Annotated in this window: 11 protein-coding genes; all 11 read right to left on the reverse strand. The window is 64.4% G+C overall.

Annotated features, from left to right (window positions below; genetic code table 11):
* Positions 1-190 precede the first annotated feature (190 nt).
* The 11 genes from LB520_RS14105 to LB520_RS14155 all read right to left on the reverse strand — a co-directional run bounded on the left by LB520_RS14105 (position 191) and on the right by LB520_RS14155 (position 12,266).
* Positions 191-1,003, reverse strand: coding sequence for an enoyl-CoA hydratase family protein (locus LB520_RS14105; protein ID WP_224637887.1), 813 nt, complete (start codon positions 1,001-1,003; stop codon positions 191-193).
* Positions 1,000-1,464, reverse strand: a complete 465-nt coding sequence (locus LB520_RS14110; RefSeq protein ID WP_140543119.1) for a MarR family winged helix-turn-helix transcriptional regulator — start codon at positions 1,462-1,464, stop codon at positions 1,000-1,002. Before LB520_RS14110 ends, LB520_RS14105 begins: the two co-directional genes overlap by 4 nt.
* Positions 1,458-2,231 carry an SDR family NAD(P)-dependent oxidoreductase gene (locus tag LB520_RS14115; protein ID WP_224637888.1) on the reverse strand — a complete coding sequence of 258 codons (774 nt, stop codon included), beginning with the start codon at positions 2,229-2,231 and terminating at the stop codon, positions 1,458-1,460. The genes LB520_RS14110 and LB520_RS14115 overlap by 7 nt, the downstream gene beginning before the upstream one ends.
* On the reverse strand, positions 2,228-4,522 hold the full coding sequence (locus LB520_RS14120; RefSeq protein WP_224637889.1) for a bifunctional salicylyl-CoA 5-hydroxylase/oxidoreductase: 2,295 nt from the start codon (positions 4,520-4,522) through the stop codon (positions 2,228-2,230). The genes LB520_RS14115 and LB520_RS14120 overlap by 4 nt, the downstream gene beginning before the upstream one ends.
* Before the next feature lie 191 nt (positions 4,523-4,713).
* A complete protein-coding gene (locus LB520_RS14125) occupies positions 4,714-5,313 on the reverse strand; it encodes a VOC family protein (RefSeq protein ID WP_224637890.1) in 600 nt (199 codons plus the stop codon).
* Positions 5,314-5,391: 78 nt separating this feature from the next.
* Positions 5,392-6,216: an ATP-binding cassette domain-containing protein gene (locus tag LB520_RS14130; RefSeq protein ID WP_224637891.1), complete on the reverse strand. Its 825-nt coding sequence runs from the start codon at positions 6,214-6,216 to the stop codon at positions 5,392-5,394.
* Entirely contained in the window at positions 6,209-7,087 is an 879-nt protein-coding gene (locus LB520_RS14135) for an ABC transporter ATP-binding protein (RefSeq protein WP_224637892.1), read from the reverse strand. Before LB520_RS14135 ends, LB520_RS14130 begins: the two co-directional genes overlap by 8 nt.
* Positions 7,084-7,932 (reverse strand): ABC transporter permease, encoded by an 849-nt coding sequence (locus LB520_RS14140; protein WP_224637893.1) that lies wholly within the window; start codon positions 7,930-7,932, stop codon positions 7,084-7,086. The genes LB520_RS14135 and LB520_RS14140 overlap by 4 nt, the downstream gene beginning before the upstream one ends.
* Positions 7,925-8,932 carry an ABC transporter permease gene (locus LB520_RS14145; protein WP_224637894.1) on the reverse strand — a complete coding sequence of 336 codons (1,008 nt, stop codon included), beginning with the start codon at positions 8,930-8,932 and terminating at the stop codon, positions 7,925-7,927. The genes LB520_RS14140 and LB520_RS14145 overlap by 8 nt, the downstream gene beginning before the upstream one ends.
* 61 nt (positions 8,933-8,993) lie before the next feature.
* Positions 8,994-10,523, reverse strand: coding sequence for an ABC transporter substrate-binding protein (locus LB520_RS14150; RefSeq protein ID WP_224637895.1), 1,530 nt, complete (start codon positions 10,521-10,523; stop codon positions 8,994-8,996).
* A 168-nt stretch (positions 10,524-10,691) separates the two neighbouring features.
* A complete protein-coding gene (locus LB520_RS14155; RefSeq protein WP_224637896.1) occupies positions 10,692-12,266 on the reverse strand; it encodes a phytoene desaturase family protein in 1,575 nt (524 codons plus the stop codon).
* Positions 12,267-12,285 lie beyond the last annotated feature (19 nt).

Raw genomic sequence — 12,285 nt, forward strand, 5'->3', positions numbered from 1 at the left:
CCCCCTCTGTCCTGCCGGACATCTCCCCCTCTAGGGGGGAGATTGGCAGTTTTGGCGTCCCGCTCAATCCTGCGGCGTTGGTGGTTGGCGAACGCGGGGGCGACATCCGATCTCCCCCCTAGAGGGGGAGATGGCCGGCAGGCCAGAGGGGGGCGCTGTCCCGCCAACCTCTCCAAGAACACACCCATCCTCAACTCCCCTCGAACACCGGCTTTTCCTTCGCGGCGAACGCCTTGTACGCCCGCTCGAAATCGCCGGTCTGCATGCAGATCGCCTGTGCCTGCGCTTCCGCCTCGATCGCCTGGTCGAGGCCCATCGACCATTCCTGGTTGAGCTGCGTCTTGGTGATGCCATGCGCGAAGGTCGGGCCGGAGACGATGCGCGCGGCCATGTCGAGCGCGTCGTCCTCCAGGGCCGCGGGCTCGACAAGCCGATTATAGAAACCCCAGCGCTCGCCTTCGGCGGCGCTCATGGTGCGGCCGGTGTAGAGCAGTTCGGCGGCGCGGCCCTGGCCGATGATGCGCGGCAGGATCGCGCAGGCGCCCATGTCGCAGCCGGCGAGGCCGACGCGCGTAAACAGGAAGGCGGTCTTTGCCTCCGGCGTGGCGATGCGGATGTCGGAGGCCATGGCGATGATCGCGCCGGCGCCGACCGCAACGCCGTCGACGGCCGCGATGATCGGCTTGCCGCAGTTGAGCATCGCCTTGACGAAATCGCCGGTCATGCGCGTGAAGGCGAGCAGCGCCTTCATGTCCATCTGGATCAGCGGCCCGATGATGTCGTGGACATCGCCGCCCGAGCAGAAATTGCCGCCATTGGGCAGGAACACCACGGCATCGACGTCGTCGGCATAGACGAGTTCGCGAAACGTGTCGCGCAGCTCGGCATAGCTGTCGAAGGTCAGCGGGTTCTTGCGCTCCGGCCGGTCGAGCCGGATCTTCGCGATCTTGCCTTCGACCTGCCAGAGGAAATGCTTCGGCTTGAGCTTGGCCATGGCGCTCATTCGCGTCCCTCCCAATTGCTGCGGAACGATTTCAACATGCCGGTCAGCTGCCGCGCCTCGTCCTCGCTGACATTGCCGAGCAGCTCGCCGACCCAATTCTCATGCGCGGCGGCGATCGCGGCGAAAGACTTCGAGCCTTCCTCGGTCAGCCGCACCATCGAGGTGCGGCGGTCGCCGTTACGGCGCGCCCGCGTCACCAGCCCTTCGGAAACCAGCCGGTCGACGATGCCCGTCACATTGCCGTTCGACACCAGCAGGAAGCGCGACAGATCGCTCATCAGCATGCCTTCCGGCGAGCGGTAGAGCGCCGCCATCACGTCGAAGCGCGGCAGCGTGGTGTCGAACTCCTTCTTCAAACGCTCGCGCAGCTCCGCCTCGATGGTGCGCGAGGCGCGCAGCAGGCGTATCCACAGCCGCAGCCTGTCCTTGCCCGGTCCGGCGGAAGTCGGTCCCGCTACCATGTCTCGCCTCCCGAGATCGAAATGGCCTGCCCGGTGATCGACCGCGCGGCGTCGCTGCATAGCCAAAGCACCGCCGCCGCGACTTCTTCCGGCTGGATGAACCGCCCCTGCGGGTTCGTCGCCGCAAGGCTCGCGCGCACCTCGGCGGTGGAACGTCCGGTCTTCTCGACGATGCGCTGGACGGACTCCTCAAGCATCTCGGTTTCGACGAAGCCCGGGCACACGGCATTCACGGTGACACCGGATTTGGCGGTCTCGGCCGCTAAAGCCCGCATCAGCCCGACAACACCGTGCTTGGCCGCGACGTAAGGTGCGACATAGGCATAACCCTTGAGGCCCGCGGTCGAGGCAATGAAAATGATCCGGCCTGTCTTTCGCGCGAGCATTCCGGCGAGCGCCGGCTTCACGGTCAGGAACGCGCCGGTGAGATTGACGTCGAGCGTGCGCTGCCAGTCGGCCAGCGCGGTCTTGTGCGCCGCCACGCTGCCCGCCATGCCGGCATTGGCCACGACGACGTCGAAGGGTCCGCGCGCGGCTTCCGCCTTCTGGTACACGTCCGCCATGTCGGCCTCGTTCGTGACATCGGCAGTGACGGCAAAGATGCGGTCGTTTTCGTTTGTAACCTCGGCCAGCGTCGCTTCGCGCCGCCCGCATATGGTGACGGCCACACCTTCTGCCGCCAGCGCTTGCGCAATGGCTTTGCCGACGCCGGAGCCGCCGCCGGTGACCAGCGCGTGCTTACCGGCAATTTCGCGCACGGCGCTCATACTTTGAGCCCCGCAGCCGCTTCCCGCTCGGCCAGCCGGTAGATCTGGTCGCGTCCCGGCAGATAGGGATCGGGCCATTTGACGCCGCGGTCGCCGAGCGTCACCGCCGCGTGCAGCGTCCAGTAGGGATCGGCAAGATGCGGCCTTGCCAGCGCCACCAGGTCGGCGCGCCCGGCCATCAGAATCGAGTTGGCATGGTCCGGCTCATAGATGTTGCCGACCGCCATCGTCGCCATGCCGACCTCGTTGCGGATGCGGTCGGAGAACGGCGTCTGGAACATGCGGCCATAGACCGGCTTGGCGGCGATGGTGGTTTGCCCGGCCGACACGTCGCAAAGGTCGACGCCCCCTCCGTGCAGAAGTCTGGCGATCTCGACCGCATCCGAAGGCGTGACGCCTTCGATACCCACCCAGTCATTGGCCGAGATGCGCATCGAGATCGGCTTCTCGGCCGGCCACACCGCGCGCACCGCATGGAAGATTTCCAGCGGATAGCGCATGCGGTTTTCCAGCGAGCCGCCATAGTCGTCGGTACGGCGATTGGTCAGCGGCGTGATGAACGCCGACAGCAGGTAGCCATGCGCGGCATGGATCTCCAGCATGTCGAAGCCGCAGCGTTCGGCCATCTCGGCCGAGGCGACGAATTGATCGCGAACCAGATCCATGTCGGCGCGGTCCATCGCCTTCGGCACCTGGTTCTTCGGCGACCATGGCACGGCCGAAGGCGCCATCACCGGCCAGTTGCCGTCCGGCAGTGGCACGTCGGTTCCTTCCCAGCCCACCCGGGTCGAGCCCTTGGCGCCGGAATGGCCGATTTGGGCGCAGATCTTTGCTTCGGTCTCGGCATGGACGAAATCGACCAGCCGCTTCCACGCGACCTCATGCTCCGGTCTGTAGAAGCCAGGACATCCGGGCGTGATGCGCCCTTCCGGGCTGACGCAGGTCATCTCGATATAGAGCAGGCCGGCGCCGCCCTTGGCGCGCTCGGCATAATGCGAAAAATGCCAGTCGGTCGGACAGCCGTCGACGGCCTTGTACTGCGCCATCGGCGAGACGACGATGCGGTTGCTGAGCGTCATGTCGCGCAGCTTGAACGGCGCGAACATCGGCGCGCGGCGTAAGCTGTTGCCGCCGGCGCCGGCCTTGCGCTGGAACCATTCTTCGGCGCCCGCCAGCCATTCGGCATCGCGCAGCCGAAGGTTCTCGTGGCTGATGCGCTGTGAGCGGGTGAGCAGCGAATAGTTGAATTGAACTGGATCTAAACCGAGATATCGTTCGACTTCTTCGAACCATTCCAGCGAATTGCGCGCCGCCGATTGCAGCTTCAGCACCTCGGTGCGCCGCGCATCTTCATATTTGCGGAAGGCCGCATCGAGGTCCGGCTCGGACTCGACATAATCGGCGAGCGCCACCGCGCTTTCCAGCGCCAGCTTGGTGCCGGAGCCGATGGAGAAATGCGCTGAAGCCGCCGCATCCCCCATAAGCGCCAGGTTCTTGTAAGACCAGCGCTCGCACAGCACCCGCGGGAAGTTGATCCACGCCGAACCTCGAATGTGGTTGGCGTTGGTCATCAGCGGGTGGCCGCCGAGATGCTTTGCAAAAATGCGTTCGCAGACCGCGATCGATTCCTGCTGCGTCATCTGGCCGAAGCCGAACGCAGCCCAGGTCGCTTCGCTGCATTCGACGATGAAGGTCGCGGTCTCGCTGTCGAACTGGTAGGCATGCGCCCACACCCAGCCATGCTCGGTCTTCTCGAAGATGAAGGTGAAGGCGTCGTCGAATTTCTGCGTGGTGCCGAGCCACACGAACTTGCATTTGCGGGTGTCGATGTCCGGCTTGAAGACGTCGGCGAAGGCCGCGCGTGACTTCGAGTTCAACCCGTCGGCGGCGACCACCAGGTCATGCGTTTCCATAAAGGGTTTCGGGTCGGAAACATCGGTCTCGAACATCATCTTGATGCCGAGCTCGCGGGCGCGCCGCTGCAAGAGGATCAGGAGCCGCTTGCGGCCGATGCCGCAAAAGCCATGGCCGGAAGACACCGTTCGCACGCCGTCATGAATGACGGCGATGTCGTCCCAATAGGCGAAATGCTTCTTGATCCAGACGGCGCTGACCGGATCGTTCCTGGTCAGGTTCTCCAGCGTCTCCGCCGACAGCACCACGCCCCATCCGAATGTGTCGTCGGCGCGGTTGCGCTCATAGACCGTCACCTCATGCGCGGCATCGCGCAGCTTGAGCGAGATGGCAAAATAGAGGCCGGCTGGTCCGCCGCCGAGAACCGCAACCTTCATGTCTTGCGATCTCCTCTAGAGCAATTCCAGGAAAAATGCGTAGCGGTTTTCCATCCGGAATTGCATGAAACGCTCTAAGGCATCGGGAACGCCGGCAGGCCGGCGACCCAGCAGTCAGTATTGCGCTGGCCGGCAATTATTTCAAGCTTAAAGTTTTATAATTGAATGATCGACGCCGGCTGTTTGGTTCGTCACTTGGTCGGATTCTTCGGGCTCCACAGCACCGTCTCGGCGCCCTTTTCATACGCCATGCCTTCGGGGTAGCTGATCGCCTCGAGCTGCAGCCCCCACGGCGCCTGGAAATAGAGGATGGTCTGGCCTGCAGCCGGCCCTTCCTTCACCGGCAGCGGTCCCAGCCGGGTCTTCACGCCCTTGGCCTCGAGATAGGTTTTCGCGGCGGCGACGTCGTCGACATAGAAGGCGATGTGGAAGCCGCCGATATCGCTGTTCTTCGGCGTCAAATCCTTCTGGTCGGGCGCGGTATATTTGAACAGTTCGATGTTCGATCCATAGCCGCAGCGCACCATGGTGATCTCTTCGATCACCGCCTTCGGATCGACGCCAAGCAGATCCTGCATGAAGGTGCCCTTGTCGTCGGCGAACGGCCCGAAGGACATCGCCTTCTTGCAGCCGACGACATTGGTGAAGAAGTCGACGGCCTGCTTCATGTCGGGCACGGTGATGCCGGTGTGGTCGTGCCCGCGCATGCCGGGGATCGAATCCGCGGAAGCTGCTCCCATTGCGCCGAACAAAGAGGCCGCGAGGATCGCCGCCTGTATTGCGTATTTCATGTCACCCTCCGTTGGCGGGCTGACTTGTCCTTGCGCACATCCGAGGCCCGCTGGTCGGCGTGCGGATCAAAACTCACGTCATGCCGACGCCTTGGGCCGCAGCCAGTCCGGGTCGATTTCCGGCAGCGGAATGGCGGCGAGCAGGTCGCGCGTGTAAGTCTCCTTCGGATTGTCGAATAAAGCGTCCGTGGCGCTGGCCTCGACGATCCTGCCTTCGCGCATCACGATGACCTGCTGGCAAAGCCGCCGGATCACCGACAAATCGTGGCTGATGAAGGCCACCGTCAGCCCCAGCTCGGCCGCCAGCTTTTCCAGCAGCGTCAGGATCTGTGCCTGCGTCGAGACGTCGAGGCCGGAGACGATCTCGTCGGCCAGCACGAATTTCGGCGACAGCGCGAGCGCTCGTGCGATACCGACACGCTGACGCTGGCCGCCCGACAATTCGTGGCGGTAGCGGCTGGCAAAACTCTGCGGCAGGCCGACGCGCTGCAACGCTTCCGCGACGCGTTCCTTCAGCCTGTCGCCAAGGCCGTTCTGCCTCAAGGGTGCGGCGATGATGTTGAAGATCGTATGCCGCGGATTGAGCGACGACATTGGATCCTGGAAGATCATCTGCAGGTCGCGGCGCAGCGGCCTGAGCTCCGCTTCCGAAAGACGGCTGATGTCGCGCCCCTCGAAGCCGATGGAGCCGGCACTCGGCTCGATCAGCCTTACCAGCGCGCGGCCGAGCGTCGACTTGCCGGAGCCGGATTCGCCGACAATGCCGGTGACAGATCCCTTTGGCAGGTCGAAGTCCAGTCCGTTGAGAATCTCGGCCAGCGGCGCGCGGCCGATCAGCGGCTTGCGCGTCATGTCGGGCAGCGCCACCTTCAGCCCGCGCACAGAAATCAGCGGCTCAGCCATGGCCGGGCCTCCAGTCCTTGTCGGCGGCGGCGATCTCCACGGCCAATCCGGCAAGCACGCTTTCGTCCACCGGCTTCAGCGAGGCGTATGGGTCGGTGTAGCGCGGTGTCGCCGCCATCAGCGCGCGCGTATAGGGGTGCTGCGGTGCCGCAAACAGCGCCTCGGTCCCGGCCTCTTCGACCACCTTGCCGGCATAGAGCACCGACACTTTCTGGCTTGTCTTGGCGACCACTCCGAGGTCGTGGGTGACGAACAGGATCGCCGTTCCATGATCGCGCTGCAGTTGCGCGATGAGCCGCAGGATCTGCTTCTGCACCGTCACGTCCAACGCCGTCGTCGGCTCGTCGGCCACAATCAATCGGGGCTCCGCCGCGAACGCCGCCGCGATCAGCACACGTTGGCGCATACCACCGGACAATTCATGCGGATAACTTTTCAGCACGCGCTCGGGATCGCGGATCTGCACCTCGTCGAGCAGCTGCCGGATGCGCTGGTCCGCCCTCTCGCCGCTCCAGCCGAGGATGCGCACCAGCCGGTCGGTCATTTGCGGGCCGATGCGGCGCGACGGGTTGAGCGCGGTGAGCGGATCCTGCGGGATCAGCGCCGTGCGCGCGCCGATCAGGGTCCGCCGAGCCTTCGGATCGAGGCGGCCGAGGTGCTCGCCCTCGATCAGCATCTCGCCTTCGACGATGCGCACGCTTTTCGGCAGCACGCCGAGCACCGCCTTGCCGATCATCGTCTTGCCGGCGCCGCTTTCGCCGACAAGCGCGCGCACCTCGCCCGGCTGGACGGCGAGCGATACGGAGCGCAGCACGCGCTGGCCGTTGGGCAGCACGGTGCTCAAACCGCGGATGTCCAGGCACGCGCTCATCGCAGCACCGGATCGAAGCGCGCCTTCAGCGCTTCGCCGAACTGGCTGAAGGAGAGCACGGTCAGGATCAGCGTGATCAGCGGGAACACCAGCACCCACCAGGCCTGATGGATCGACAACCGTCCCTCGGCGATGATGCTGCCCCAGGTCGGATCGTCGGTCGAGATCGACAGATTGACGAAGGAGAGGATCGCCTCGACGATGACGGCGATGCCCATCTCCAGGGACAGCAGCGCCACCACCGACGGCAGCACATTGGGCAGCACTTCGCGCAGCATGATGCCGATGCGGCCATAGCCGGCGATGCGTGCGCTTTCGACATAGTCCATGCGCGCCTGGCTCATCGCCTCGGCGCGGATCACCCGGCAGAAGCGCGTCCAGTCGATGATCGCGATGGCGAGGATGACGGAGCTCAGGCCGGTGCCCAGCACGGCCACCAGCAGGATGGCGAACAGCACCGGCGGGAAGGCCATCCAGACATCGACGATGCGCGAGATGAAGCGGTCGGCCCAGCCGCCGAAATAGCCGGCGATCAGCCCCAGCGCCGAGCCGAGAACACAGGCGGACGTCGCCGCCGCGAAGGCGACGATGAAGGCGATGCGGCCGCCGAAGATCAGCCGCGACAACAGATCACGTCCCAGGCTGTCGGTGCCCAGCCAATAGCCGGGCTCGGCGCCGTCCAGCCAGAAGGGCGGCAGCCGCTCCAGCATCAGATCCTGCGCCAGCGGATCCTGCGGCGCGATCAGCGGCGCGAATATGGCCGCGAGCAGCGCCAGCAGAAGCCAGCCGCCGGCCAGCCACAGCCTCGGGCTCAAACCTCGCCTGGCGACACTTGCCTCATCCATGGCGCAGCCTCGGATTGAGCAGCGCATACGTCATGTCGACGGCGAGGTTGATCAGCACGAAAAGCAGCGCGAACACCAGCACGATGCCCTGTATCAGCGGCAGGTCGCGGTTGATGACGGCGTCGATCGCCATGTTGCCGAGGCCTTCATAGGAAAACAGCCGCTCGACGATGACGGTGCCGCCGATAAGGAAGGTGAACTGAACGCCGACCAGCGTCAGCGTCGGCAGCGCCGCGTTCTTCAGCGCCTCGCGCAGGATCACCTGTGTCTCGGAAAAACCCTTCACGCGCGCCAGCACCACATAGTCGAGGTCGAGCACTTCCTTCAGCGACTGTTTGAGCAATTGAGCGATGATCGCCGCCAGCGGCAGCGCCAGCGCGACGGCCGGCATCAGCATGTGTTTCAACAGGTCCCAAGTCAGGTCGAAACGCAGCCTGAGGATGCTCTCGACCAGGTAGAACTGGGTGGCGAAGGGCAGATCGAGCTGCGGCGACACCCGGCCCGAAATGTCGAACACCGGCACCAGCACGCCGAACAGCAGGATCAGCACCAGGCCCCAGAGGAAATCGGGGATGGAGAGCGTCGCGCCGCTGGCGATGTCGATGCCGGCCTCTATCGCCGTCCCGCGCGAGCGCGCGCCGAGGATCGCGGCGGTAGTGCCGATCGTGATCGCCATCAGCAGCGCGACCGTCGCCAGCTCCAGCGTCGCCGGCAGCCGGTTGAACACCAGCCCCAGCACGTCTTGGCGCAGCGAAATCGAGGTGCCGAAATTCCCATGCAGCACGCCGCCGAGCCAGATGAAGAATTGCTGCACGATGCTTTTGTCGAGCCCATAGAGCGCGCGCAGCCGTGCAATGTCGTCATTGCTGGCGCCGGGCGGCAGCATCATGGCGATCGGGTCGCCGGGCGCGACCCGGATGACGACGAAGACGACGACAGCGACGCCGAACAGCGTCACCAGCATCGTCAGCAGACGAACGAGGAATCTTTGCAGCAGCATGCGCCATATGTCCGGATGAGCGCCGTCTTGCGGACGGCGCGCGGCAATCCAAGACCGGTGATCAGACGGCCGGGGTCATCAGCGCCGGCAGCAGCGCGCCGGACACATGCTGCACGACATTGACCTTCTTCGAATGCACGATCGGCTGCGCATATTGGATCAGCGGCAGCACATAGGCCTGCTCGGCGATGTATTTGTCGACGGCCTTCCAGCCAGCGATGCGCTTGGCTTCGTCCTTCTCGCCCCACAGCGGGTTGATCATGTCGATCAGGTCCTGGCTGTCCCACACCGAATGCGGGCTTGGGCCATACATGGCAAATCCGGTCGAGGTGGTTGGATCGCCGATCGAGTTGCCCCAGTTGTAGAAGGCGGCCGGCGCCAGCTTGTCGGCGGCGCGCAGCTCGTAATGCTTGGCGATCTCGTAGACCTCGATATTGGCCTCGATGCCGACCTTGCGCCACATGCCGACGATCGCCTGGATCATCTCATAGTCCTTGGGCTTGAAACCCTTGGTCGTCTGGATGGTGAACTTGACCGGCTTCTCGGGCGAATAGCCGGAGGCGGCGAGCAACTCCTTGGCCTTCTCCGGATTGTGCTCGACCTTGATCGATGGATCGAAGGCGGCGTATTCCGGCGTCTCCAGCGTCGCGATCGGCTGGCCGTAGCCGCGCAGCAGCCGCTTGACCAGAAGCTCCTTGTCCACTGCCATCACGGCCGCCTGGCGGACGTTCTTGTCCAGCATCGCCTCGATGTCGTTGAAGAAGATCATGCCGATGTCGGAGACGTTCTTGATCGAGCCGGCCAGCCCGTCCTTGGCGATCAGCCGGTCATATTCCTCATAGGGGATTTCGAGCGTCACCTGCGAGGAGCCGGACTCGATTTCGGCGACACGGCTCGCCGCGTCGGTGACGAACTTGATCGTCACGTTCTCGAAGGCGGGCTTGGTGCCCCAATAGTGCGGATTGGCCTTCAGCCGCAGGAACGCATTGCGCTCGAACTTGTCGACCATATAGGGACCGGTGCCGATCGGCGCCTTCTCGAAGCCTTCCGCGCCGACCTTCTCGTAATAGGCCTTCGGCAGGATGTAGCCGGTCAGGAACGACATCCACTTGAAATAGACCGGGTCGAACTGCACGACATCGCCGGTGATCTTGTTGCCGTCGATCTTGAAGTTGTTGACGTTCTTCCAGACGAACTGGATCGGATTGCCGGTCTTCTCGTCGCCGGCCCGCTGCAGCGACCACACCACGTCCTCGGCCGTAAAGGGCGAGCCGTCGTGCCATTTCACGCCGTCACGCACCGTCATCGTCACCTTGGTGCGGTCGTCGTTCCAGCCCCATTCGGTGAGCAGACCCGGCGTGAAGGAGAGATCGGGCTTCTGTCCGATGATCTGGTCGAACACCGATTGATAAAGGCCCTGGATGGTCGGGTTGACGGCCGAGGGTCCGGTCGTCGGATCCCACGAAGGCAGGTTGACGTTGTAGGCGATGGTGAGCTCGTCCGCCGCCTTTGCCGCCTTCGGCAGGCCAAGCGTTGCAGCACCGATTGCCGCGGCACCGTATCCAAGCAAGTCACGTCGGTTGATGGTCATGGTCGTTCCCCTTGTTGGTTGTCTTTAATTTGCGCGGCGTTTTCGTTCGGTGGTGGGCAACCGCGCCTTGTCCATTCCCGGAATTGTAGCTCTTTATTGGAGCATGATCTTTCTCCGAAAACCGGTTCGCACTTTTGCGTTCGCTGACCTTCGGTTCGGGATCATGCTCTAGTTCCCTCCCAGCTGTTGGGCGAGCATGAAGCCGGAACCTGCGCCCGTGCCGGCGCCGGGCCATGTCGCGGCGCCGGTGAGGTAAAGGTTCGAGACCGGCGTGTTCCAGCGCGCGAAGCCGCGCGCCGGGCGGAAGAGAAAATTCTGCGCCAGGTGATGGCTGCCGCAGATCTGGTCGCCGCCGACGAGGTTCGGGTTCTCGCGCTCGAGGTCGAGCGGCGAGAAGATCGCACGGCCGAGAATCTTTTTGCGCAATCCCGGCGCATAGCTCTCGATGATGTCGAGCACGCGCTCGGCATAGGCGTCCTTGACCGCATCCCAGTGCGCCAGCGCGATCTTGTCCGCGGCATCGCCAAGGATCTCCGCCGGCAACATGCGCACCTGCACCCACAGCACATGCTTGCCTGGCGGCGCGCGCGACGGATCGACGGCCGTCGGCTGGCCGACGACCAGCACCGGCTGCTCCGGCAGTTGGCCAGCGATCGCCTGCTGATAGGTGCGCGACATGGCGTCGAGCGACGGCGCCAGATGTACATAGGCGAATTGGCGAAGCTCGGCGCCGGCGCTCCAGTCGGGCAGGTCGTCCAGCGCCAGATGGATCATCATCGTGCCCGGCGCGTGGCGGAATGTCTTCATCGCCGCATCGAAGCCGGCGTCGCCAGAACCGTTGGGCAGCAGCCCGCCCGCCAGCGCCTTGGGTGCGACGCCGGCAATGACCGCCTTGCTTGCAGCATGGGTTTCTCCGGATGCCAGCCGAACGCCGGTCGCCCTGCCGCCGGCGACCATGATCTCCGTGACCTCCGCGCCTGTTATGATCTTGCCGCCATCCGCCTTGAGCATGCCGGCAAGCGCCAGGATGATGGTATCGGCGCCGCCTTTGCCGAGCACCATGCCGAAACTCTGGTTGGCCATCGATTCCAGATAAGGGAACACGGCGCCGCCGGCGGTGTCGGGCGCGAAATCGAGATGCATGCCCCAGGCCGCGAGTGTCGTGCGCACATGCGGCGTCTCGAAATTTTCCTCGAGCCACGCGCGCGGTGACGACAACAGCAATCGGGCCGTATCGAGCGCGCCGGAAAAACCCTTCTTGCGCCAGAGATTCCAGCCTGTGCCGGCCAGCGCCCTTGCGCTCATCGGCGAACCCAGCAGGCGGAACAGATGTTCGGCCTCACCCGGGAAGGCGGCGACCAGTTTCCGCCATGTGGCCGCGTCCGCCGCGGAGAAGGCGGCCAACCGCGATGCGGTCCTTTCGAGGTCGTTGCTGACGCCGAACCATTTGCCGTCCGGGAAGGCGCTGGCGAAACAATCGGCCGCGGGCGCGAATTCCAGTCCGTGGCTTTTCAATTCATTTGCATATTTCCGGCGGAAGGCCGAGCCGGCGAAGAGGCTCAAATTCATCGCGCCGAAATCGTGCCGGAAACCGGGAAGCGTGTACTCGGCGGTCCGTACCGCGCCGCCGATTGCCTCGCTGCGTTCGAAAACCGCTATTTTCCAGCCTTTGAGCGCCAGATGCGCGGCGCATGCCAGACTGTTGTGGCCCGCCCCGACAAAGATGGCGTCGAACTCGCTCACGCCCCGCCCCAAAATGCTT

Origin of the sequence: Mesorhizobium sp. CA12 (assembly GCF_020165255.1) — a bacterium.
GTDB lineage: Bacteria > Pseudomonadota > Alphaproteobacteria > Rhizobiales > Rhizobiaceae > Mesorhizobium.

Bases quoted from the DNA above. Each gene is read 5' to 3' on its own strand.
- LB520_RS14105 (WP_224637887.1), bottom strand. From the start codon at position 1,003: ATGAGCGCCATGGCCAAGCTCAAGCCGAAGCATTTCCTCTGGCAGGTC.
- LB520_RS14110 (WP_140543119.1), bottom strand. From the start codon at position 1,464: ATGGTAGCGGGACCGACTTCCGCCGGACCGGGCAAGGACAGGCTGCGG.
- LB520_RS14115 (WP_224637888.1), bottom strand. From the start codon at position 2,231: ATGAGCGCCGTGCGCGAAATTGCCGGTAAGCACGCGCTGGTCACCGGC.
- LB520_RS14120 (WP_224637889.1), bottom strand. From the start codon at position 4,522: ATGAAGGTTGCGGTTCTCGGCGGCGGACCAGCCGGCCTCTATTTTGCC.
- LB520_RS14125 (WP_224637890.1), bottom strand. From the start codon at position 5,313: ATGAAATACGCAATACAGGCGGCGATCCTCGCGGCCTCTTTGTTCGGC.
- LB520_RS14130 (WP_224637891.1), bottom strand. From the start codon at position 6,216: ATGGCTGAGCCGCTGATTTCTGTGCGCGGGCTGAAGGTGGCGCTGCCC.
- LB520_RS14135 (WP_224637892.1), bottom strand. From the start codon at position 7,087: ATGAGCGCGTGCCTGGACATCCGCGGTTTGAGCACCGTGCTGCCCAAC.
- LB520_RS14140 (WP_224637893.1), bottom strand. From the start codon at position 7,932: ATGGATGAGGCAAGTGTCGCCAGGCGAGGTTTGAGCCCGAGGCTGTGG.
- LB520_RS14145 (WP_224637894.1), bottom strand. From the start codon at position 8,932: ATGCTGCTGCAAAGATTCCTCGTTCGTCTGCTGACGATGCTGGTGACG.
- LB520_RS14150 (WP_224637895.1), bottom strand. From the start codon at position 10,523: ATGACCATCAACCGACGTGACTTGCTTGGATACGGTGCCGCGGCAATC.